Consider the following 21,843-nt stretch of genomic DNA (forward strand, 5'->3'; position numbering starts at 1 on the left):
GGCTACGCCCGCCGCGGCTGCACCGTCGAGTCGGGAAGCCAGGACCAGTCCGGAAGCTTCGACCGCACGGTGCGGGCCGTCAGCTCGAGGCTCACGTACGCCGTGGGGATGAGCACAAGGGTGATCAGGGTTGAGGCCAGGAGGCCGCCGATTACGACCCGGGCGAGCGCCGCCTGGATTTCGGCCCCGGCCCCGATCCCCAGGGCCAGCGGCACCAGGCCCAGCACGGTCGTGAGCGTGGTCATCAGGATCGGCCGCAGGCGCAGGCGCCCGGCCTCGGCCACCGCGGGGAGGAGGTCCATCCCGTGCTCGCGCCGCATCAGGTTGATGTAGTCGACCAGCACGATGGCGTTGTTCACCACGATGCCGATGAGCATCACGAGGCCCATCACGCTCTGGATGTTGACGGTGGTGCCCGTGAGCACGAGCGTCGGCAGGACGCCGATGAGCACCAGGGGCACGCTAAACATGACGACGAACGGGTCGAGGAAGCGCTCGAACTGACCGGCCATCACCATGTAGATGAGCACCAGGGCCATGATGATCGCAATGAGGAAGTCGGTCTGGGCCTTTTGCTGCTCGCGGTACTCCCCGCCGAAGGTGACGGAGAAGCCCTCCGGCAGATTGAGGTCGGCCAGGTCGCCGCGGGCGCGCTGCACAACCTCGCCGAGCACCGCGTCGCTGTTGAGGGTGGCCGAAATGTAGGTTACCCGCTGGCCGTTGATGCGCTGGATCTCCGTGGGCCCCCGTCCGCGATTCGTCTCGACGAGGGTAGAAAGGGGGACCGATCCGCCCTCGGGGGGCTGGATCGACACGTTGTCCAGGTCGTCCACCGACAGTCGGTCCTCGGGGCGGAGGCGGACAGTAATGGGAAATTGCTCGCCGCCGGACCGGTAGGACGCCGCGCGGCTCCCGCCCACATTGGTCTGCACGGCGGCGGCGACCTCCCGGACCGTGAGGCCGAGCGAGGAAATCTTGTCGCGCAGGAAGCGAATGTTTTGCTCGGGGCGCCCCTCCCGGCGGCCGGTCCGGGCGGAGGCGATCCCCGCGACGCCCTCCAGGCGCGACTCAATGCGTTCGGAAATGGAGCGGGCCCGGTCCAGGTCGTACCCGCGGAGTTCCACCTGGAGCGCCTCGTTGCCCCCGCCGGTGCTAAAGACGCGCCGCAGGATCCAGAGGCCCGACTGGGCCCCGACGCGGATGTCGGCGCCGGGAACGGACCCGAGCACCTCCGAACGGATGCTGTCGGCCAGCGCGAACGTGTTGACCGACCGCTCGCTGGCCGACTTGAGCCGGATCTCGACCTCCGCCCCCCACGGCTGCACCTGCTTGGCGAAGTTCTCCATGTCCTCTTCCGGAAGGTGCGGCTTCACGTTTTGCTCCAGCTCGTCGAGGTACTCCATGACGACGGCGATATTGGTCCCCTGCGCCATTTGCAGGTCGATGTCGATCTGGTTGGCGTCGGTCTGGGGGGCCAGTTCGACCGACACCAGGGGCCAGAGCGCTACGGCACCGCCGAGCAGAACCACGGTCGTCCCAAATACCAGCCAGCGACGCCCAAGGAGCAACTCGATCAGCCTCGAGTAGCGATTTTCCAGTCGGGCGAACGCACGCTGAAACCACGACTTCGACGCGTCCTGGTCGATGGCCTGCTCCCCGGCGTCCACCGTCAGGAAGCGGCTCGCCATCATCGGCACGAGCGTGAGCGCCACGAGCAGCGAACACACCAGGGCGAAGACCACAACCAGCGCCAGGGACTGAAAGAGCGCCGCCGTGGTGGTCCGGGCAAAGACCAGGGGCAGGAAGATGACCGAGGTGGTCAGGGTGGAGGCGACGATGGCGCCGGCCACCTCGCGGGTCCCGATGGAGGCGGCCTCCTTCAGCGATCGGCCGTTCTCCTCCCGTTGTCGGATAATGTTCTCCAAGACCACGATTGCATTGTCGACGATCAGGCCCACCCCCAGGGCCAGCCCCCCGAACGTCATTTGGTTCAACGTGAGGTCGTTGAAGAACAGCAGGGCGAACGTCGCGATGATCGAGATGGGAATCGACAGCGCGATGATGAACGTCGTCGATCCGTTCCGGAGAAACAGGTACAGCACCAGGATGGCCAGGAGGGAGCCCCAGATGGCCGAGTTCTGGACGTTGTTGATCGACTTGCGGATAAAGTCGCTCTGGTCGCTGACGACGGTCAGCCTCACGTCGGAGCGCGCCTTGTTGATGCGCTCCACCTCGGCACGAATGTTGTCCGCCACGGTGACCGTATTGGCCCCGCTTTGCTTCTGGATGTCGAGGCGAACCACCGGAACGCCGTTCAGCTCCGCGATGCGGTCAAGGTCTTCGTAGCCGTCCACGACCTCGGCCACGTCGTCCACGCGGATGGGGGTCTGCCCGGCCGTCGTGACGACCGTGCGCCGGATCTCCCTGAGCGACTCGTACTCCCCCTGCGTCCGGACGTACAGGTCCTTTAGGCCCTCCTTCACGTTGCCGCCGGGCAGGGCCACGTTCGACTGGGAAATGGCCTGCTGCACCTGTGCGGCGGAGAGGTTGTAGGACTTCAGGCGGTCCCGGTCGATGTTGACGCGGACCTGCCGGTAGATGCCGCCTTGGATGTTGAGGGTGCCCACGCCCGGGATTTGTTCAAACTGCTTGCCAAGGTTGCGCTCCAGCAGCCGCGTGAGCGACTCCATGTCGCGGCTCGACTCCACCGCGATGGTCACGATCTCCTGACTGTTGGGGTCGAACTTCCAGATGCCCGGCGGTTCGGCCTCGACCGGCAGGTCGTCGCGAATGCGGTCGAGCGCGGCCCGCACGTCGTTGGCCGCCGCATTGAGGTCGGTGCCCTGGGCGAATTCCAGGTTTACGCGGCTCTCGCCTTCCTCGGAGCTGGACGTCATGCGCTCCACGTTGGGGACGCTGGAGACGGCATTCGACACCGGGTCGGTGACAATGGTCTCCATCTCCTCGGGCCCCACGTTCGCGTAGTTCGTGTAGACCGTCACGCGCGGGTACTCGATCTCCGGAAGGAGGTCCACCGGCAGGTAGTAGAAGCTGACGCTGCCGACCACCAGGATGGCGAGGAACGTCATCGCCGTCGCGACCGGGCGTCGAATGGAGGCGTCGTAGAGGGACATGGGCAGGGGCGATCAGGCAAGGGCGAGAGCGACGAGGGGGGAAGAGCAACTACCGGCGTTGGGTCGTCGCCATGTTGGGGGCGGTGGTGTCTGCGGACGCGTCCGGGGGGGAGACGGACGACCGGGCCGTGTCGTCGGGCGCCGTGTCGGGCCCAAACCGCTGGTCCGCGAGGCGCTGCTGCCGTTCGAGCACCCGGTTCAGAAGGTCGGTGTCCTGTAGGCGCTGCAGCGCCATGAGGCGCGACCAGGGCACCGGACGCACCCGGGCGTCCACTCGCTCGCCCGCGCCGCTTTCGAGTAGGTTCTGACCCACCGTCACGACCCAGTCGCCAGGCTCGACGCCCCGGATGCCGGCGGTCTGTTGGCCCTCCGCGAGCACCTCCACCTCCCGAAACGTGGTGGGGGTCGGCGGCGTGAGCGGCGGTGGATTGGCCTCGTCAAAGCTCTCGGGCACGTCTACAGGGATTTCCGTTCCCAGTGTCGGGGCCACGAAGACGCCGCGGGCATTCGAGCCGGGGTTCTCGTAGAGGGCGCTGAGGGGGACGATCGTGGCCCGTTCGCTCTCCCCGTAGGCCACGTCCACCTCAACGAACATGCCCGGGTTCAGGAGGCCGGACGCGTTCGGGACCACAATTTCGGCCTCGGCGCTGTACGATTCCTCGCTCAGAAACGGGGACATGCGGGTCACCGACGCCTGAATGACGGTGTCCTGTTGCGGCACGTGGAGGCGGGCCGTCTGTCCGGGGCGGACGCGGCCAAACATCCGGTCCGTCACCTCCACGTGCACCTTCACAGAGTCGAGGTCGCCGATGGTGTAGAGGCGGGTGTCGGGGCCCACCCGCTGGCCCACCTGCACGTTGCGCTGCCCCACATGTCCACTGATGGGGGCGCGCACGACCGTCCGGCGGAGGGTTGTCTCCCGTTCCTGCAGGGCGGACTCGGCCTGTTCCACCTGGGCCTGAGCCTGCTCGTAGGTCGCCTCGGCCTGCTCCACCTGGGCCCGCAGCGATTCGAGCTGCTGCTGGCTCTCGAAGTCCTGGTCGGCGAGGCGTTCGGTCCGTTTCAGCTGAGAGCGGAGCTCGCGGAGGCTGGCCCGAGCGCCCTGCGCTTCCGCCTTGGCGGTTCGGAGGGCGGCTTTCGCCTGTCGAACCTGTTGCTCGTAGGTGACGCGCCGGAGCCGCACGAGGGGCTCGCCCTTCTCCACGTAGTCGCCCGTCTGGGCCTCCACGGCGACGACCGGCTGGCTTAGCTCCGCGTAGATGGCGACCTGGTTGCGCGCCCGGACCGTGCCGCTCATCCGTTCCTCCAGCGGGAGGGTTCCGTCGCGGGCCTGCACGGCCTCCACGGAGGGGGGGGAGCTGTTGCCCTGTCCCCGGCGGGGGGCGTCTCCCTCGTCGGAGGACGAGCCACAACCGCTTAGCAAGAGGAAAAACGTGAGACCGACGAAAGCCAACCGGGCCATGAGTGGATGCGGAGGAACTGGGAAAGGGATGGGAAAATAATACCGAATGGGCACCGATGATGTGTCCCCAGCACCGGGGACGGCAGCATCGTTGCGCTTGCAGGAGGGGGCCTCTTTGGATCGAACAGGGCACACGCACCCGTCCCTTCACTGCAGGTTTCTAGGCCGTCGATCAGTTGCACGACTGACGGTTCCAACTACACCTCGGCGCCGCGGAAATCAGACGGTTCCGCTTCGGAGAGCCGCCTGGGGGGATTGTCTTTCACACACGCTGGCCCATAGGTCATGACGGACACGTATCGCACCCTTGACGGCTCGGGGCGGGCCGAGCACACCGTCGACGGGTCCCGGTTCCTGGCGGAGGCGGCCGCGGTGGCGAGCCGGACGGCGGCCGAAGAGACAATTGCTGCCGTCCGCGCCCGGGAGCACAAGGCCACGCACCACTGTTCGGCCTACCGGCTGGGCGTGACCGGCGACACGTTTCGGTACGACGACGATGGGGAGCCGAGCGGCACTGCGGGCCGGCCCATCCTCCGTCAGATCGACGCGCGCGATCTTACAAGCACACTCGTCGTGGTGACGCGCTACTTTGGCGGCACGGAGTTGGGCACGGGGGGGCTGGCACGGGCCTACGGCGACGCCGCGGCCGCGGCGCTGGAGCGGGCGGACAAGGTCGAGCGCGTCGTGCGGACGCCGCTTCGGATTCGGTACGACTACGACGACACCGCCCCTGCGGAGCGGGTGCTCCGGCAGTTCGACGCGGACGTGCGGGCCAGTGAGTACACCGACGTGACGACCCTGACCGTTGGCGTGCGACAATCAGAGGTGGACGCGTTCGTTGACGCCTTTAGGAATGCCCTCTCCGATCGCGGCGACGTGTTGCGAGTTGGGCGTTGAGGGGTGGGCGTTGCGCAAGTGTGCGCACTTTTTTCTTTTTCCACCCGTTCCTCCACGCTCACTTGAACCGCTCCATCGCGGCCACGGCCAACTCGTCGGCCATAATGTTCAATTCGTCGTCGGCGTGGCCCTTCACCCAGACCCAGTCGACCTCGTGCCGGTCCGCCTCCTCGAGAAGCGCCTTCCACAGGTCCTGGTTCTTGACGTCGTCGTTCGAGGCGGTCTGCCAGTTGTTGTCCTGCCAGCTGTCGAGCCACCCCTCGTTGAACGCCTTCGAGAGGTACTCGCTGTCGGTGTGGAGCGCGACCCGACTCCGGTCGTCGAGGGCCCGGAGGGCCTCCAGGGCGGCCGTCAGCTCCATCCGGTTGTTGGTGGTGTGGGGCTCCCCGCCGGTGAGCGGATCGGTGGCGTCCGAGTCGTCGTCGGGAAGGAGAATGGCGGCCCAGCCGCCGGGCCCCGGATTCCCGCTGCAGGCGCCGTCGGTGTAGATGGTGACCTCGTTCATAAAGCCGAGAAAGCAAAAGAGAAAACGAATGCCTTCAAACGTACGCGGCGGGGCCGGACAGGTCCAGGACCGCGCCGAAAAAGCCCCGTGAAAACCTTGAGTGCAGAGCGGGCGTAAAGCAGAATCACGCATTTCCAAATCTAGACCAACCCGGGACTCATCCCTTCGGGCCCAGCATGAAGTTTCTTGATCAGGTCGATCTCAGGGTAAGCAGTGGCGACGGCGGCAAAGGCGTCGTGGCGTGGCGCCGGGAAAAGTATGTCCCCAAAGGCGGCCCGTCGGGGGGCGACGGGGGAGACGGGGGCTCGGTGTACGTCGAGGCCGACGAGAACCTCTACACGCTGATGGACCTGAGTCACAACACCCAGGTCTTTGCGGGGGACGGCGAGCCGGGCGGACGCCGCGAGCAGACGGGGGCTTCGGGCGCGGACAAGGTCATTCGGGTGCCGCCCGGAACCGTGGTGAAAAAACAGACGGGGGAAGTCCTGGGGGAGGTCGTGGAGCCGGGCCAGCGCATCTGCGTGGCCGAAGGGGGACAGGGCGGGCGGGGCAACGCCTTCTTCAAATCGAGCACGAACCAGGCCCCCCGCGAGTCGCAGCCGGGGGAGCCCGGCGAGGAGCGCGATCTGACGTTCGAGCTCAAGCTGATGGCGGACGTGGGGCTCGTCGGCTTCCCGAATGCGGGCAAGAGCACGCTCGTGTCGTCCGTGTCGGCTGCGGAGCCGGAGGTGGCGGACTACCCGTTTACGACGCTCACCCCCCAGCTGGGCATGGTCTACGTGAGCGAGTACGAAACCTTCGTGATGGCCGATATTCCCGGCATCATCGAGGACGCACACGAGGGAAAGGGCCTCGGGCTCCAATTCCTCCGCCATATCGAGCGCACGTCGGTCCTATTGTTCGTCATTCCCATTACGTCGCAGGACCTGGGCGAAGAGTACGAGGCGCTCCTCCACGAGCTGGAGTCCCACGAGGCCAGCCTTCTCGACAAGCCTCGTGTCGTGGCGCTGTCGAAGATTGATATCCTGGCGCCCGACGAGCGGGAGCTCCTGCCCGACGTGGTGGCCGATGAGTTTCCGGACGATGTGCCCCTGCTTCCGATTAGCGCCGTGGCCGACGTGGGCCTCGACCCGCTGAGGTACACCCTCTTCGACACCGTCCACTCCACGCAATCGGCGGACGCACTCGACGCATGAGACTTCCCCTACCGGACGACGACGAACCGCCGGGCCAACACCAGGCCCGCGACCAGCGGGCCCTGATCGGCCTCTCGCTCGTGCCGGGGGTGGGTCCCCAGCGGCTCCGGGCCCTCCTGGCGGCCTTTGAAACCCCCACTGCGATCTTTCGGGCCTCGCGGTCGACCCTGACGCAGGTGGACGGGGTGGGCGACCAGACCGCCGAGGCCATTCTCACGTTCGACGACCGGGCGGCGGTGCAGCGGGAGATGACACGGGCCGACGACCTGGACGCGTCGCTCGTCTCGCCGTGGGACGCGCGCTTCCCCGATCGCCTCCGCGAAATCTACGACCCGCCCGCGTTCCTGTGGATGCGGGGCACGCTGCCCGAGGGCGACCGCCCAATGGTAACGGTCGTGGGCACCCGCCGCTGCACGGACTACGGGCGGACCCAGGCGCATCACTTTGGGGCCGAGCTGGCCCGCCGCGGCTTTACGGTGGTGAGCGGGCTGGCCTACGGCATCGATGCCGCCGCGCACAAGGGCGCGCTCGACGCCGGGGGGCGCACGATTGCGGTCCTCGGGTCGGGGGTCGGCCGCATCTATCCGAAGAAGCACACGGCCCTCGCGGAGCGGATCACCGAACACGGGGCGGTGCTGTCCGAGTACGGGCTCGACGCGGAGCCGGACGCGCCCCACTTCCCGGAGCGGAACCGCATCCTGAGCGGGCTCGCCCTGGGCACGCTCGTGGTGGAGTCGTACTCGGAAGGCGGGGCCCTCATTACGGCCCGCCTGGCGCTGGAGCAGAACCGAGAAGTGTTCGCCGTGCCGGGCGCCATCACGAAGGACTCCAGCCGGGGGACCAACCGGCTCATCCAGAAGGGCCACGCCAAGCTGGTGATGGGGATGGACGACCTGCTGGAGGAGCTTCCGGCGATGACGGTAGAGGAGCCCGGCGACGTGGACGCGAACACCGTGGCCACCGGGGCTGGGCCCGACCCCGACGACCTGTCGGGCGACGCAAAGGTGCTGTACGACGCCCTGTCGGACACGCCCGTTCACGTCGACGCGCTGTGCGAGGAAACGGGCCTCGACCCGTCGTCGGTGCTCCCCACTCTTCTCGAGCTGGAGTTCAAGGGCCTCGTCCGTCAGCTCGCGGGCAAGCAATTTCGGCGCTCGTAAATTGGTGCTGCTCCGTCTTCAATGTTCCGTGCACAATATCGGATCTGACTCCCTGCGCCGGTCACGCCTCGCGTGTCAAAACGGCGCGCAGGTCGAGATGCGGCGAACGCCGGCGGGGAAGAACACGTGGTAGTGTCGTTGCTTCTTCGCAAAGGGACCCCGCTCTCCATGACCCCCGAAGCGCTCCGGAGCCACTACCCCCACACCGAGCACCAGACCTACCTCAACCACGCGGCGGTGAGCCCCATGAGCCGGCCGGTGCGTGAGGCCATCGACGCGTACGTGGGCGAACGGCACGGGGCCGACCCCGACGCCCCGATTGCCAACTTCGAGTCCTTCTTTCCGGTGATGGAGGAGACGAAGGAGCGGCTGGCGAGGGTCCTCGGCACCGACTCGGCCCGCGTCGAGTTTGTCCCCAACACCTCCGCCGGCCTCAACGTGCTCGCCCGCGGGCTCGATTGGGAGGCGGGCGACCGCATTGCCGTGCCCGACGGCGCCTTCCCAACCAACGTGTATCCGTTCCTAAACCTGGAGGCCGAAGGGGTCGAGGTGGACTTCGTGCCGACCGAGGAAGGGGCGTACACCGTCGACGACGTGGCGGACACCCTCCGGCCCGAGACGCGGGTGCTGAGTGTGTCCTGGGTGCACTTCCTCTCGGGCTTTCGGGCCGACCTGGCGGCGCTCGGCGCGCTCTGCGAAAAGCACGACGTGATCTTCTGCGTGGATGCCATCCAGGGGCTCGGCGCGCTCCAGATCGACGTGGAGGCGGCGGGCATCGACTTTTTGACCGCCGGCGGGCACAAGTGGCTGATGGCCGCGCAGGGGATCGGCGTGCTGTACTGCGCCGAGGCCTTGCAGGACCACCTCCGTCCGCCGACGGGCTGGCTCCACGGGCCGGTCGACTGGGAGCACCTCGACGAGTACGAGCTCACGTTCCACGACGACGCCCGCCAGTTCCGGACCGGCACCCTGAACAGCGTCGGCGTGGCGGCCCTGCACGCCGCGCTCGGGCTCTACCTTGAGGCCGGCCCGGAGTGGTGTGAGGAACGGGTCCTCTCGCTGTCGGGAACCCTCGCGGACGAGCTGAGCGACCGCGGACTGCCCCGCTACGGCACCGACGACCCGGCCCACGCGAGCGGCATCGTGACGATTGCGCCGGATGCCCCGGAGGCCCTGTTTGAGCACCTGAAGGCCCACGGCATCACGGGCGCCCTCCGCAACCGGAAGCTGCGCCTTGCGCCGACGTATTACAACGATGACGCTGACCTCGGCGCTATTCTCGACGCTGTTGACTCGTTCCGGTGAGAGGAAGCATGGACGGACGGTCGCTGCCCCGTGATGCGTGACGCGTGATCGGCGAGCCGCTCCCCGTTTTCATGCTTCACTCTTCATGCTTTACGCTTCACGCACAGTAGGGACATAGGGCAGGTCATGACACAGACGCCGGACGCATTTGACCCAGCTGACTACGAGGCCGACGTCCGTCGGGAGGAGAACGTCGTTGAGGTCGTCGTGCCGGAGACCGAAACCGGCGGGCCGCGCATCGACAAGTACCTCACGCGCTTCTACCCCGAGGCCTCCCGTACCAAGATTCAGCGGGCGATTAAAAAAGGGCACCTCAAGGTGAACGGGGCGGACGTCAAAAAGTCGTACCCGGTGGCGCCGGGGGATGAGATTGTCTTTCGGCTCATTCGCAAGCCGCCGATGCGGGCGGAGCCGGAGGCGATTCCGCTCGACGTCGTGTACGAGGATGAGGATCTCCTCGTGGTCAACAAGCCGGCGGGCATGGTCGTGCATCCGGCGCCGGGCCACCGGTCGGGCACGCTCGTGCACGCCCTGCTCCACCACGTGGACGGGGGGACGGTGGCCGCGGACGATGCACGGGAGGCGGTGTCGGAAGACGACGTTGGCCTTTCCCTGGTCAATGCGCTTCCGGAGTCGCCGGACCATCCGGTCGTACGGCCCGGCATCGTGCACCGGCTCGACAAGGGCACGTCCGGCCTGCTGGTCGTGGCGAAGCGGGGCCGCGCCCACCAGCCGTTGGCCGAGCAATTCAAAGCCCATACGGTGGACCGGCGGTACCGGGCAGTCGTCTGGGGACGCCTTGCCCCTCCGGACGGGACGATCGAGGGGGCCATCGGGCGGGATCCGCACCATCGCCAGCGCATGGCGGTCGTGCCCGACGAGAAGGGCAAGCGGGCCCGGACGCACTACGAGACCGTAGAGGCCCACGCCCATACGTCCGTCGTGGAGTTCGAGCTGGAGACCGGGCGCACCCACCAGATCCGGGTCCACGCCCGCGCCCAGGGGCACCCGCTCCTCGGCGACCCGAAGTACGGCGGGCAGCGGGTCCGGTACGGGACGCAGAGCGGGAAGCGCCGGGCCTTTTACGATCAGCTCTTCAGGACGCTTCCTCATCCCGCGCTTCATGCGTATCGCATTGGCTTCGACCATCCCACCATGGGGGAGCGCCTCCGGTTCGAGGCCGATCCGCCCCCGGCGTGGCGCCGCGTCCTGCGCGCGTTGAGACGGAAGGAGGGAGCAGGGACGACGGACCCGTGACCCAGGCTTTACGAAAAGAGAAACGTTACAGGCCTGCGGACTTGCGAGGCATCTCGCGGAGAAACAAAGGGCCCCACCCTTTGATACGGCATCGTGAACTTTTGGCTCTGCTTACAGCGTTGGTATCCCGAATAATCACCGGGCATGCCGGTGGAGGCTCTCCTCTTCCGTACTGATTCTACACAGGTCGTGCCACAGGTCCGTCCCGTCCCCACCGAGGTGGGGAGTGAACGACAGCCCTGCACTGCACGGGAGGCTCGCTGCCGATGAACGGGCATGTTCTCGTGCTAAACCAGGACTACAGCGCCCTCACCGTCTGCAGCGTGCAGCGGGCCGTCGTGCTCATGCACCTGCAGAAGGTCCACCTCGTGGAATCGGCGGACGATCAGTACGTGCGTTCGCCGAGCGTGGAGCTGCCGTGGCCAAGCATCGTGCGGCTGAAGCAGTACGCCAACGTCCCGTACAAGCGGGTCATGCTCTCCCGCAAGAACGTCCTCAAGCGGGACCGCAACACGTGTCAGTACTGCGGGGCCCAGAGCAACCTGACCATCGACCACGTGGTGCCCAAGTCGCGGGGCGGGCGCGACACGTGGGAGAACCTCGTGGCGGCCTGCGTCACCTGCAACAATCAGAAGGGAGACTCGACGCCCGAGGAGGCAGACATGGAACTGGCACGCCAGCCGTTCCGGCCCAGCTACGTGATGTTTCTGCGGGACTTCGCCGGCGAGATCGAGGACACCTGGAAGCCGTACCTCTTTTTGTCATAAAGCGGTTTCTGTCATGAAGCGGACCAGGGGCGACTTTTCACGCACAATCCCCGACGCCCCCCGATCGACCGTAGGCCGCCACCGTACAGACCCACTCCCTACCCCGTTCCCTCTCGTTAGGTCAACTCGCTTCCGATGATCCGCTGGATTGCCCGTGCTGCCTGGCTTGTCCCCGTCCTGATGGTGGTGCTGTCGCTGCACCAGGGGAAGGTGGCGTACGACCTGCACAGCACCAAGACCCAGGGCACCACGGCCACCGCAAAGGTCCAGACGGTTCACGCCTCGAACCGGACGCAGGTGACGTACGACTACGTGAGCCTCCGCGTCCCCATGCCCGACGGCTCTACGCTCACGCGAGAACGGCTCTCGCTCCCCCACGGCATCGTGCCCGCCCTCAAGGGACGAGAAACCCTGCAGGTGCGGGTGATGTCGGGGGGCAGCCGGTCCATCGTGGTGACGGAGGCCATCAATTCGACGCCGGTCGTGGACACCCAAATCCGGATCGCCGGGATCAACGGCCTCATGAGCTTCGGGGCGGCCCTGCTCTTCGGCATCGTCATTTGGTTCTGGAACCGAAGCCTGCGCCGAGACGGGGACCCGGCGGAACGCGGACTCACGGAGGCCGACCCCAACCACCCGGCGCGGCAGGTGGTGCGGTAGAGCGTGGACGACAGTGGAAAAAGTGCCGAGTTCTACAATGGAGACTCGGCGCCTCTGCGTGTGGAGGTCGCGACGGATCCGTGGTGGGGCCTCACACCGCCGGCTTGATGTAGACCATCTGGAGGTCAAGTGCCCTGAGGCGGGCCTCGGCGGCGTCAACGCGGTCGCCGGGCGCCCCGTCGGCATAGATGAGTGCAGCCCGGGCGGCATCCGCGGTGATGCGCTGGCGGACCGCGTCGGTCAAGCTGGACATCTCTACCGGTTCGTCGTCGATGAGGAGACGGCCCTCCTCGTTCATGAGGACGCGGACACGTTGAATCCCGGCCTTCTTGAAGAGGCGACCGCTGGCGTCTGTCCTAGACGACGGACTGGACGCAGTGGCATCGCTACCGGATCCATTTACTGCCCCGCCGGATGCGTTGGGGAGCCGGAAGGTGACCGGCAGCGACATCTGGACCTTCACCGGCTCGCCGTCCTGCCGGCCCGGGCTGAACGCCTGCTGCTTGACCGCTTCGAGGGCGGCCTCATTTAACTGCTCGTGCACGCCCCGGGCAACGGTCGGATTCGTTACGGCACCGTCCTTGTCGACGATGAACTGGACGATCACCCGGCCCTCAATCCCGGCCTCCTTGGCCATTTCAGGGTACTGGATGGACTTCTGGAGGGCCTTCATGCCCCCAGAGAGTTCGGGCGGGTCCTCGGCGACCATGTAAACCTCACCGTCGTCACCGGTGGCTGAAGAAGAGGACTCCGCGGTGGTGGAAGCCTCCGGTGACGGGGAGGGCCCGACGCTATCGGAGCAGGCCACCAGGCCGAGCGTGAGGCCGACCCCGACCACCACGAGGGCGGCGCCCAGGGCGAGGCGGGAGGAGAGAAACGAGGGCATCGAGGAGCGCATGGCGGAAAGTCGGTCGATGAGGGAAGAGGGCGATTCGGAGAGGGAAAGGGCACTGAGGCGCGGAGAGGAGGCCCGGTCCGCGAAGGCCGTCAGGAGGCGGGCGTAATCGCCCACGGGCGTCTCCCCGTCGTCGAGGACGGCCGCGTCGCAGGCCCGCTCCCGCGCCTCGTCAATCTGCCGCCGGAGACGGCCCACGAGCGGGTGCGCGGCGAACAGGGCGGCCACGAATCGCTCGAGCAGCTGCGCGCAGTCGTCCCAGCGGCGGACGTGGATGAGCTCGTGGCGGAGGGTCATGCGGAGGTCCGTCGTCGCCTCTGCGAGCCGATCTGGCACCAGAATCATGGGGGGGAGGCCGCCAAGTGTCATGGGCACGGCCGCGTCTGCGGAAGAGCAGACCTGGACCGGGCGACGGACGCCGAGCCGCTCCTGAAGGCGATCCGCCTCGGCGTCCAGGGACGGTGTCGTCGTCTCTAATTCCCGCCGCACGCGCCCCACGGCTGCGACCCCCAGCGCAAGGCGCCCCAGACGAATCAGGCCGATTCCCAGGGCGCCGACGGTGAGGAGCCCGAGCGCGTGCATCCACGTCCATGAGCCGGCCGGGACCGATACGGGGCCCGTCTCGACCGCCGGCACCACGAGGGCCGACCGGGCAGGAAGCAGGGCGGATTGTGAGGCGCCGGGCAGCATCTCGATGACGCAGACCACACCAAGACCGACCGGCAGGGCCGCAAGGAGGAGCTGCGAGAGGCGGTACTCCGCATTCGGGTGCAGCCGATCCGTCCACCGGAGGAGCGTCCAGAGAGGGAGCCCGAGGGCAGTCCATGCCAGAACCGGGCGCCACAGTGGATCGATCGTTGCCGTGCCGAGGGCGGAGAGCCCGTCAAGAATCATCTGCATCATCGGTCTCGGAGTCCTTCTCGTCGAGGGCGTCGATGAGGGCCTTGATCTCTTCCCGCTCGTCGTCGCTTAGGTCCTCCCGCCGCACGAGCGTCTGCACCAGGGCCGATGGGGAGCCCTGGAAAACCTTGTCCATGAGGCGCCGCAACAGGCTGTGCTGTACAGCGTCCGGGTCCTCCGCGGGCTGATAGACGTACGAGCGGCCCTCCTTGTGGTAGTTGAGGTAGTCTTTCTCGGCCAGGGTCTTGAGCACCGTCATGACGGTGGTGTACGCCACGTCGCGGTCCTCCAGGATGCGTTCGCGCACGTCGGCGACAGTGGCCTCGCCGAGGTCCCACACGTGATGGAGGACCTCCATTTCCGTTTCGCCGAGATGGGTCAGAGACTTTCGCTGCATGGATCAGTGCCTTTTGGTTTATTACTATCTTCTTAGTACTACGTAAGCCGTATTAATTCAAGCGTGTTTGTCGGGTATTCATATTGGGGCGGGTATCCGTCAGGAACGGGGCTGCTGGTCGACGGGGCCGGGTCGGTCGGGGTACAGGGACGCCAGTCGGTCCGGGTCGGTGCCCCACAGGTAGCGGCCCCACAGGTACAGGTTGAGGAGCTGCTGGCGGAGCGGGCCGTGGCGCCGAAACCGGCGGGCCGATGTCGTGACGGCTGCGTCCAAAAAACGAATCCCTCCGTGTCCCTGAAGCCGGGCGGCCAGCTCCAGGTCTTCGAAGAGGGGCCAGTCCGGGAAGCCGCCCACGGCCTCGAACGCCGACCGCTCCACGAACTGGCCCCGGTCGCCGAAGCAGAGACGAATCCACGGCCATCGGGTGCACCACGCGTAGAAGCGAAGAAGCGGCGTCGGGTCGTCGAAACACAAACGAAACGTGCCGGCGATGGCATCCGGTGCGGCCAGGGCCCGCCGAATCCGAGATAGTCCGTTCGGGGGAAGCCGGGTGTCCGCGTGCAGAAAGAGAAGAATATCGCCGCTGCTGCGGTTGGCCCCGTGGTTCATCTGGGGCGCCCGGCCCCGTGGGGCCTGCAGGACGGTCGCGCCGCGGGCCTGTGCCACCGACCGAGTGTCGTCGGTAGACCCCCCGTCCGCGACCAGAATCTCAACGGGCCCCTCCTGGCGGCGGGCCTGGCGCAGCGTGGGGGCGATCGCGTCTTCCTCGTTCAGGGTCGGGATGATAATCGAGACGAGCCGTGGGGCAATCACGCCGACGCGGTCGGGCGTTGTGACAAAGGAGCGCTAGGGGCGTCGAGGCACCGAGGACACGTATTGGTGCTGGGGGGCTGTTCTGGAGGCATCTCCCCACGCGTCCCACACTGTGCAGCCCCCTATGTTTGGGGCGCGACCCCCTATGTGCCCTCACCAGATCATCTGTTTCATGCAGAAGACCGACCCGCCGGACTTCATAAACTCGCTGGTGTCGAGCTCCACCGGGACGAAGTCGTGATTCCGCAGTTGGGCGTTGGTCCCTTCACAGCCTTCCTGGATCAGGACGTGCGCCCCGTCGGGGCAGTGAGCATTGCAGGCAAACTGGTGCCGCGCCTCGTGGTCCGGCACCTCGATGACCGTTTCGAAGAGGGCATCGATGAGGGCACGGCCCGCGTCGTCGAAGGCCTCCGGGGCCACGAGTGCGTGCCGGGCGTCCAGGGGACACAGGCAGGTATCGAGGTGGTAGTAGTCCGGGTCGACGAGGCGGAGGGCCACAATGGGCACGTCGAGCAGGTCCCCGAGTGCCTCGTACGCCTCCGGGCTCGTCCGGTAGCCGTACCCGCCCCACAGGAGGTGGTGGCCCGGATGCCAGAGGGCATCCCCCATGCCTTCGAAGTCTGCGTCCAGGTCCTCCGGCAGGGTTTCCACGGCATACCCGTCTTGCTCAAAAAACCGGGCGTAGTACGGCACCTCGTCCGCCCGTTGTTCGCTGTGCATGCGGCTGAGCACCACGCCCTTCGAGTCGGACGCGGGGTCGTAGAAGGGGAGGGTCTGGTTCGCGCAGAAGACCATGTCGGGCAGCCCGGACTGGCCGTTGACCAGGACGGGCGTGTGGTCGAGGGCCGTATAGGCGGCGCGGAGGGCCTTCCACTGCTGCCAGGCGACGTCCGTGTTCACCGCGCCCACGTTCTCCGACATGTGCGGGTTGATGACGTATTCGACGTCGAAGTGGGTCGGGGTCGTCAGAACGACGCGCCGCGGAGGGGGGAGCGGGGGAATTCGATCGAGCTGGAGGTCGAGGGCATCGGGCGTCTGGTAGATCATGGGGGGACGGACCGTGGATGGGCGATGGGGCTAAAAATAAGGAACGCGGCGGGGGAAGTCCACGCCCGGAGCGAAGCGGGCCGCCCCACGGTCAGAAGTCCCGTCGCACGAACCAGTAGCCGGTCACCGCGTAGGCGGTGCCGCCAAAGAGCAGCGACGAGACGAATGGATACCAGGACGACACCGCCTCGCCCTTCGCCAGGGTAGAGACAATCTGCGTGACTTCTGTGAAGTTGGGCAGGCCGTGGTACAGCCCCCAAAACACGGGGCCGCCGACGGGGCCGAGGGTGGGGCCAATCTGGTCGGCGGCGGCCAGCACCATCGAGATGAAGATGAGGCCGTACGAGACGATGAGCCCCAGCGCCGTGCTTTCGGTCCAGACCCCCATCAGCATGACGGCCGCGTACATCACGGCAAACATGCCCACGACCAGGAGCAGCGAGAGGAGAAAGCGCGGATTCCACACCCCCGTTTTGAGGGACATGATGACCCACACGCCGCCCAGCAGGTAGACCGCGAGGATGCCGATCGCGCTCCAGACCCCCAGCATGTGGCCGAAGAGCACGTTCAGGCGGCCGATGGGCTTTGACAGCAGCAGCTCCACGCGCCCGTCGGACTGGAGGTCGGGGAAGAGCGAAGCCGAGGCGAAGAGCGCCAGCAGGATGCCAATCCAGTACGCCACGCCGGCCACGACGGACTCCACCGCGACAACCACGCGCGAGAGCGTGAGCGGCGGGGCGTCCTCCCCGCCCATGTCCTCGGGGGCGGCCTCCTGGCCAAACAGGCGGATGCCCGCGAGCGATCCCTCCACCACGTCTAGGTTCAGGGCGAACGTGACCGCCAGCAGCACCAGGGAGCTGACGATGAACAGCCCCAGCACGATCTTCCGGGCCCAGAGCTCCCGGAACGTAATCAGGACGAGACCAAGTAGGGGGCGCATGATGCTCAGGTCGGGGAATCGACCACGTCGATGAAGTAGTCTTCGAGGGACTGCCGAAGGGGGGTGATGGACTCAATTTCCACGCCGGCACTGCGCAACCGGTCCACGACCGCATTGAGTGTGGCCCGGTCGTCGGCGTGGACCCGATACTGATCGAGGCCCGACGCTGCGGACGAGCCGTCGGGTCCGGGGGTCAGGGGAAGCTCGGACGTATTCAGGAGCGAATCGGGCACGGACGTGGCGACGAGGTCGTATACCCGATCCACGGCGGTCAGCTCCTCGACGCTGCCCTGCCGCACCAGCGACCCGTCCCGCAGAATCGCGATCTGCGTGCACACCTTCTCCACCTCGGAGAGCAGGTGTGAGTTGAGGAAGATCGTTTTGCCCTCGTCTCGAAGCTCCAGTACGATGTCGCGAATGGCACGGCGCCCCACCGGATCGACGCCGCCGGTGGGCTCGTCGAGAAAGAGCAGGTCGGGCTCGTTGAGGAGCGCCTGGGCCAGCCCGAGTCGCTGAAGCATGCCCTTCGAGAAGGTCTCCACCTTCGTGTCCCCCCGCCCGTCGAGGGCGAGGCGGTCCAGCAGGTGAGGAATGCGATCATTGCGCTCGGCCCGGGGCACGTCGGCCAGGCGCCCGTAGGCGTGAAGCGTCTGGGTGGCCGTGAAGAAGCCCGGAAAGCGGTGGTTCTCGGGGACGAACCCGATCCGGTGGCGGGCGGCCGGGGTGCCGGCGGGCCGGCCGAAGAGGCGCGCGGTGCCGGCGGAGGGGCGGACGAGCCCGAGCAGAATCTTGACGAGGGTCGTTTTCCCCGCGCCGTTGGGGCCAAGGAGCCCAAAAATTGCGCCCTCCTTCACCGCGAGCGAGATGCCGTCGAGCGCCCGCACCGTCGAGCGACGCAGGAGTCCGGTGCGGTAGGTCTTCGACAGCGACGAGACGGAGAGGGCGGGCATGGGAATTATCGATTCGCGTCCGGTTCCGGGGACGTCGGAGGATCTGGTGCGTCGCCTGCCCCAGGGGTGCGGGCCGGCGCCTCACGCCGAGCGACGTGCATGGTGCGCTGCGGGAACGGAATCCTGATGCCCTTTGCGTCGAAGGCCCGTTTCAGTCGCTGGCGCAGCTCGCGCTCCGCGGCGTACTGCTCCCCAGGCTTTACGCGAACGACCACCCGCGCTGTTACAGACGAGTCGCCAAAGTCCATCAGCCCCTGTACCCGGGGCGTCTCGTCCAGGACAATCTCCTCGTGTGCAGCCACCCACTCGTTCGCAACGCGTTCCATGACGGGGAGGATGGCGTCCACGTCCTGCTCGTAGCTGAGGCCCACCGGCACGATGGCACGGGCCCACTGCACGCTCTTGTTGCCGAAGGTGCGCACCTCTCCGGCGGGAATCATCACGAGCTCGCCGTCGAACGTCCGCAGCTTGATGAGCCGCACCCCGATCTCCTCGATCGTGCCGGTGTGCCCGTCAATCGTGACGAGGTCGCCGACGTGGAGAATGTCGTCGAAGAGCAGAAAAATGCCCCCGATGACGTCCTTCACGAGGGTCTGGGCCCCAACCCCCACGGCGAGACCGGCGATGCCGGCGGTGGCAATCAGCGCCCCGATGTCGAGCCCCACTTCGCTGAGCACCATGATGCCCGCAATCGCCCATACGACGTAGCCCGCCGTGGACCGGAGCAGGGCGCCGAGCGTGACGGCCCGCTGGCGCTTCGGGTCGGTTGCCGGACGGTCCGCGACGGTCGCGATCCACCGTTCCGTCCCCCGCCGGACCAGGGCGAGCACCAGCGCCGCCAGGGCGAGGATAATGACGATCCGCACCGCCCCCAGCAGAAGGACCTGCAGGCCGGGCGAGTCGAGCCACGCCTGCGGAGTACCGAGCTGGAGGAGGAGATCGATCAAGGCAGGAAGCGGGCCGTCGGGAAGACAAAGGAACGCCGGGATGGGCTAGGCATCCGTGAGGGCCTCAATGCCGGGAAGGGGGGCACCCTCAAGAAACGTAAGCAGGGCGCCGCCGCCGGTCGAGACGTGACTGATGCGGTCGTCGCACCCGGACCGGGTCAGCGCCGACACCGAATCGCCGCCCCCGACCACCGAAAAGGCACCGTCGTCCGTGGCGTCGGCCATGGCCTCTGCGATCGCGGTCGTGCCGTCCGCGAACGGGCCGACCTCAAACACGCCCATGGGCCCGTTCCAGACCACCGTTGCCGCGCCGAGGATGCGGTCGCGGTAGGCGTCGATGGTGGCGGGGCCGATGTCGAGGCCCATGAGCTCCGCCGGGATGTCCCCCTCCACGACCGAGGCCGTAGCGTCGGCCTCCGGCGCCTCGGCCACGACGTGATCCGTGGGGAGGGTGATGGTCCCCTCGGCCTGTTCGTACAGGTCCTCGGCCGTCTCCAGCCGGTCGGCCTCCACGCGGGAGGCGCCCACCTCGTGCCCGAGCACCTTGAGGAAGGTGTAGCTCATGGCGCCCCCAATGAGCAGGTGGTCCGCCGTCTCCGACAGGGCCCGGATCGTCCCCAGTTTGTCGGAGACCTTGGAGCCGCCGAGGATGGCAACCATGGGGTGGGCCGGGTCGTCCCGGACGCGCGTCAGGGCCTCGATCTCGTCCTCCATCAGGCGCCCCAGGGCCGCCACGTCCATGAACTCGGCCACCCCGGCGGTGGAGGCGTGCGCCCGGTGGGCCGCGCCGAAGGCATCGTTGACGTACACGTCGGCCAGGTTGGCCAGGGCCGTCGCGAAGGCCTCGTCGTTCGCCTTCTCGCCGGCGTCGAAGCGCGTGTTCTCCAGCAAGATCACGCTCCCCTCGCTCATGCCGTTGATCACCTCCTCGACGGTATCCCCCACCGTGTTGCTGGAGAACCGGACCCGTTCTTCGATGAGGGTGCCGAGGTGATCCGCCACGCAGGCGAGGCTCAGGTCCGGGTCGGGCTGACCGCCTGGACGCCCCAGGTGGCTCACGAGGATGGCCTTGCCGCCGTGGTCGAGGACGTGGCGAATGGTGGGAAGGGCCGCGCGGATGCGGGTGTCGTCCCCCACGCAGGGGCTTCCGTCCTCGGAGGTGTCGAGCGGCACGTTGAAGTCGACCCGGATGAGGACGCGCTGGCCGCGTACGTCGACGTCGTCGAGGGTGAACTTGTGCATGGAACGGGGAAGTTGGGCGACAGAACGGGCGATGGGGCACGCCGCCCCGGACGGGCCACAACCGGACGGGCCATAGCCTGGGCCGCGGGGCGGCACGAGGGCACAGCTATACGTTCATGAGCCGCTCCACGAGATCCACGGTCCGGTTCGCGTAGCCCCACTCGTTGTCGTACCAGCCGACCAATTTCACCTGCGAGCCGGCGACCTTCGTCCACGGCGCGTCGTAGATGCAGGAGTGCGGGTCGTGGATGATGTCACGCGAGACGATCGGGTCGTCGCTGTAGGCGAGGATCCCGTCGAGCGCGCCGTTGGCGGCTTCGTAGAAGGCCTCGTTGACGTCCTCGACCGTCACGTCCTGCTCCACGACCGCCGTAAGGTCGGTCACCGAGCCGTCCGGGGTCGGGACGCGCATGGCCATGCCGTCGAGCGCGCCGTCGAGGTGGGGCAGCACCTTGCCGACGGCCTTGGCGCCGCCCGTGGTGGTGGGAATGATGGACTCGGCGGCGGTCCGGGCGCGACGGAGGTCGCCGTGGGGGCCGTCGACGATGTTCTGGGAGGCGGTGTAGGCGTGTACGGTCGTCATGAGGCCGCTCTCCACGCCGAAGGCGTCGTCGAGAACCTTCACCAGCGGGGCGAGGCAGTTGGTGGTGCAACTGGCGTTGGAGACCACCTTCTCGTCGCCGGTGAGAATCTCGTCGTTGACGCCCAGCACCACCATGGCGTCCACCTCGCTCTTGGCGGGGGCGCTGATGACGACCTGGTCCGCGCCGGCCTCCAGGTGCTGGGAGGCCTTGTCGTAGGTCCGGAACACGCCCGTGGACTCGATTACCACGTCGGTGTCGTGGTCGCCCCACGGAAGGTTCGACGGATCTTTTTCGCTGAAGACGGGAAACCCTTGCTCGTCCACCACGAGGGTGCTGTCCTCCAGGTGCACGTCGCCGGGGAATTGCCCGTGGACCGAGTCGTACTTGAGCAGGGTGGCCAGCGTCTCGGCGTCTGTTAGGTCGTTGATGCCTACGATCTCGATCTCGTCCTCCTCCCGTTCCAGGAGGGCACGAAAGCACAGCCGCCCGATGCGACCAAATCCATTAATTCCAAGCTTGATTGACATAAGGGGTTAGGAGTCGTCTCAGTTCAACAGTGAGGCGAAGGCACGCCGCAGTGACGACGGCCCCAAGGAGGCAACGTATTCACAAACCCTCCCGTGCGGTGAGGCAAATGCACTATGCGTATCGCGTCGTTAAGGTATAAAAGAGCCGGAAGTCTCTTCGGTAAAGATCACATGCAAAACCGGACCCGCCCCGGGACGGCCTGGTCGCGGGGGAAACGAATGAACGACGGCACGTTAAACGGAATTCGATACCCAATG

General features: G+C 67.1%; 19 protein-coding genes. 7 read left to right on the forward strand and 12 right to left on the reverse strand.

Annotation, left to right across the window (positions count from 1 at the left end):
- Nucleotides 1-2 precede the first annotated feature (2 nt).
- A complete protein-coding gene (locus OJA40_RS14145) occupies nucleotides 3-3,134 on the reverse strand; it encodes an efflux RND transporter permease subunit (RefSeq protein WP_208427317.1) in 3,132 nt (1,043 codons plus the stop codon).
- Nucleotides 3,135-3,183: 49 nt separating this feature from the next.
- Nucleotides 3,184-4,596: an efflux RND transporter periplasmic adaptor subunit gene (locus tag OJA40_RS14150; protein ID WP_263810931.1), complete on the reverse strand. Its 1,413-nt coding sequence runs from the start codon at nucleotides 4,594-4,596 to the stop codon at nucleotides 3,184-3,186.
- A 285-nt stretch (nucleotides 4,597-4,881) separates the two neighbouring features.
- Between OJA40_RS14150 and OJA40_RS14155 the strand changes: the two genes are divergently transcribed.
- Entirely contained in the window at nucleotides 4,882-5,493 is a 612-nt protein-coding gene (locus tag OJA40_RS14155; protein WP_263809110.1) for an IMPACT family protein, read from the forward strand.
- A gap of 58 nt (nucleotides 5,494-5,551) precedes the next feature.
- Here OJA40_RS14155 and rnhA read toward each other — a convergent pair whose 3' ends face one another.
- Nucleotides 5,552-5,998, reverse strand: coding sequence for a ribonuclease HI (gene rnhA / locus OJA40_RS14160; protein WP_263809109.1), 447 nt, complete (start codon nucleotides 5,996-5,998; stop codon nucleotides 5,552-5,554).
- 176 nt (nucleotides 5,999-6,174) lie between these two features.
- Here rnhA and obgE point away from each other — a divergent pair, with 176 nt between their 5' ends.
- From obgE to OJA40_RS14190, 6 genes are all read left to right on the forward strand, one after another.
- On the forward strand, nucleotides 6,175-7,194 hold the full coding sequence (gene obgE / locus OJA40_RS14165) for a GTPase ObgE (RefSeq protein WP_263791726.1): 1,020 nt from the start codon (nucleotides 6,175-6,177) through the stop codon (nucleotides 7,192-7,194).
- Complete coding sequence (dprA, locus tag OJA40_RS14170) at nucleotides 7,191-8,354, forward strand: DNA-processing protein DprA (RefSeq protein ID WP_263810932.1); 1,164 nt, start codon at nucleotides 7,191-7,193, stop codon at nucleotides 8,352-8,354. Before obgE ends, dprA begins: the two co-directional genes overlap by 4 nt.
- Nucleotides 8,355-8,522: 168 nt before the next feature.
- Nucleotides 8,523-9,659, forward strand: a complete 1,137-nt coding sequence (locus OJA40_RS14175; RefSeq protein ID WP_263810933.1) for an aminotransferase class V-fold PLP-dependent enzyme — start codon at nucleotides 8,523-8,525, stop codon at nucleotides 9,657-9,659.
- A 126-nt stretch (nucleotides 9,660-9,785) separates the two neighbouring features.
- Complete coding sequence (locus tag OJA40_RS14180; RefSeq protein ID WP_263810934.1) at nucleotides 9,786-10,916, forward strand: RluA family pseudouridine synthase; 1,131 nt, start codon at nucleotides 9,786-9,788, stop codon at nucleotides 10,914-10,916.
- 266 nt (nucleotides 10,917-11,182) lie between these two features.
- Nucleotides 11,183-11,683 carry an HNH endonuclease gene (locus OJA40_RS14185; RefSeq protein WP_118838640.1) on the forward strand — a complete coding sequence of 167 codons (501 nt, stop codon included), beginning with the start codon at nucleotides 11,183-11,185 and terminating at the stop codon, nucleotides 11,681-11,683.
- Nucleotides 11,684-11,818: 135 nt separating this feature from the next.
- Nucleotides 11,819-12,343: a hypothetical protein gene (locus OJA40_RS14190; RefSeq protein ID WP_208426922.1), complete on the forward strand. Its 525-nt coding sequence runs from the start codon at nucleotides 11,819-11,821 to the stop codon at nucleotides 12,341-12,343.
- 91 nt (nucleotides 12,344-12,434) lie between these two features.
- Here OJA40_RS14190 and OJA40_RS14195 read toward each other — a convergent pair whose 3' ends face one another.
- The 9 genes from OJA40_RS14195 to gap form a co-directional block, all read right to left on the reverse strand.
- Complete coding sequence (locus OJA40_RS14195; RefSeq protein ID WP_263810935.1) at nucleotides 12,435-14,138, reverse strand: M56 family metallopeptidase; 1,704 nt, start codon at nucleotides 14,136-14,138, stop codon at nucleotides 12,435-12,437.
- Nucleotides 14,122-14,535, reverse strand: a complete 414-nt coding sequence (locus OJA40_RS14200) for a BlaI/MecI/CopY family transcriptional regulator (protein WP_208426924.1) — start codon at nucleotides 14,533-14,535, stop codon at nucleotides 14,122-14,124. The genes OJA40_RS14195 and OJA40_RS14200 overlap by 17 nt, the downstream gene beginning before the upstream one ends.
- Before the next feature lie 99 nt (nucleotides 14,536-14,634).
- On the reverse strand, nucleotides 14,635-15,348 hold the full coding sequence (locus OJA40_RS14205; RefSeq protein ID WP_208426925.1) for a TIGR04283 family arsenosugar biosynthesis glycosyltransferase: 714 nt from the start codon (nucleotides 15,346-15,348) through the stop codon (nucleotides 14,635-14,637).
- A gap of 153 nt (nucleotides 15,349-15,501) precedes the next feature.
- Nucleotides 15,502-16,395 carry a dimethylarginine dimethylaminohydrolase family protein gene (locus tag OJA40_RS14210; protein WP_208426926.1) on the reverse strand — a complete coding sequence of 298 codons (894 nt, stop codon included), beginning with the start codon at nucleotides 16,393-16,395 and terminating at the stop codon, nucleotides 15,502-15,504.
- A 91-nt stretch (nucleotides 16,396-16,486) separates the two neighbouring features.
- Nucleotides 16,487-17,335 carry an ABC transporter permease gene (locus OJA40_RS14215; RefSeq protein ID WP_208426927.1) on the reverse strand — a complete coding sequence of 283 codons (849 nt, stop codon included), beginning with the start codon at nucleotides 17,333-17,335 and terminating at the stop codon, nucleotides 16,487-16,489.
- A 5-nt stretch (nucleotides 17,336-17,340) separates the two neighbouring features.
- The gene (locus OJA40_RS14220) at nucleotides 17,341-18,285 is read right to left on the reverse strand and encodes an ABC transporter ATP-binding protein (protein WP_208426928.1); all 945 of its coding nucleotides are present in this window, start codon (nucleotides 18,283-18,285) and stop codon (nucleotides 17,341-17,343) included.
- 5 nt (nucleotides 18,286-18,290) lie between these two features.
- Complete coding sequence (locus OJA40_RS14225) at nucleotides 18,291-19,232, reverse strand: mechanosensitive ion channel family protein (protein WP_208426929.1); 942 nt, start codon at nucleotides 19,230-19,232, stop codon at nucleotides 18,291-18,293.
- A 45-nt stretch (nucleotides 19,233-19,277) separates the two neighbouring features.
- Nucleotides 19,278-20,474 (reverse strand): phosphoglycerate kinase, encoded by a 1,197-nt coding sequence (locus OJA40_RS14230; protein WP_208426930.1) that lies wholly within the window; start codon nucleotides 20,472-20,474, stop codon nucleotides 19,278-19,280.
- Nucleotides 20,475-20,580: 106 nt separating this feature from the next.
- A complete protein-coding gene (gene gap / locus OJA40_RS14235) occupies nucleotides 20,581-21,585 on the reverse strand; it encodes a type I glyceraldehyde-3-phosphate dehydrogenase (protein WP_208426931.1) in 1,005 nt (334 codons plus the stop codon).
- Nucleotides 21,586-21,843: the final 258 nt, after the last annotated feature.

Source organism: Salinibacter pepae, assembly GCF_947077775.1.
In the GTDB taxonomy this organism is placed as follows: domain Bacteria; phylum Bacteroidota; class Rhodothermia; order Rhodothermales; family Salinibacteraceae; genus Salinibacter; species Salinibacter pepae.

What these genes read in the sequence shown, in the direction of transcription:
- OJA40_RS14215 (WP_208426927.1), bottom strand. Translation starts at nt 17,335, where the DNA reads ATGCGCCCCCTACTTGGTCTCGTCCTGATTACGTTCCGGGAGCTCTGG.
- gap (WP_208426931.1), bottom strand. Translation starts at nt 21,585, where the DNA reads ATGTCAATCAAGCTTGGAATTAATGGATTTGGTCGCATCGGGCGGCTG.
- OJA40_RS14185 (WP_118838640.1), top strand. Translation starts at nt 11,183, where the DNA reads ATGAACGGGCATGTTCTCGTGCTAAACCAGGACTACAGCGCCCTCACC.
- OJA40_RS14145 (WP_208427317.1), bottom strand. Translation starts at nt 3,134, where the DNA reads ATGTCCCTCTACGACGCCTCCATTCGACGCCCGGTCGCGACGGCGATG.
- OJA40_RS14195 (WP_263810935.1), bottom strand. Translation starts at nt 14,138, where the DNA reads ATGCAGATGATTCTTGACGGGCTCTCCGCCCTCGGCACGGCAACGATC.
- OJA40_RS14175 (WP_263810933.1), top strand. Translation starts at nt 8,523, where the DNA reads ATGACCCCCGAAGCGCTCCGGAGCCACTACCCCCACACCGAGCACCAG.
- obgE (WP_263791726.1), top strand. Translation starts at nt 6,175, where the DNA reads ATGAAGTTTCTTGATCAGGTCGATCTCAGGGTAAGCAGTGGCGACGGC.
- OJA40_RS14150 (WP_263810931.1), bottom strand. Translation starts at nt 4,596, where the DNA reads ATGGCCCGGTTGGCTTTCGTCGGTCTCACGTTTTTCCTCTTGCTAAGC.
- OJA40_RS14180 (WP_263810934.1), top strand. Translation starts at nt 9,786, where the DNA reads ATGACACAGACGCCGGACGCATTTGACCCAGCTGACTACGAGGCCGAC.
- OJA40_RS14155 (WP_263809110.1), top strand. Translation starts at nt 4,882, where the DNA reads ATGACGGACACGTATCGCACCCTTGACGGCTCGGGGCGGGCCGAGCAC.
- OJA40_RS14230 (WP_208426930.1), bottom strand. Translation starts at nt 20,474, where the DNA reads ATGCACAAGTTCACCCTCGACGACGTCGACGTACGCGGCCAGCGCGTC.
- dprA (WP_263810932.1), top strand. Translation starts at nt 7,191, where the DNA reads ATGAGACTTCCCCTACCGGACGACGACGAACCGCCGGGCCAACACCAG.
- rnhA (WP_263809109.1), bottom strand. Translation starts at nt 5,998, where the DNA reads ATGAACGAGGTCACCATCTACACCGACGGCGCCTGCAGCGGGAATCCG.
- OJA40_RS14210 (WP_208426926.1), bottom strand. Translation starts at nt 16,395, where the DNA reads ATGATCTACCAGACGCCCGATGCCCTCGACCTCCAGCTCGATCGAATT.
- OJA40_RS14190 (WP_208426922.1), top strand. Translation starts at nt 11,819, where the DNA reads ATGATCCGCTGGATTGCCCGTGCTGCCTGGCTTGTCCCCGTCCTGATG.
- OJA40_RS14200 (WP_208426924.1), bottom strand. Translation starts at nt 14,535, where the DNA reads ATGCAGCGAAAGTCTCTGACCCATCTCGGCGAAACGGAAATGGAGGTC.
- OJA40_RS14220 (WP_208426928.1), bottom strand. Translation starts at nt 18,285, where the DNA reads ATGCCCGCCCTCTCCGTCTCGTCGCTGTCGAAGACCTACCGCACCGGA.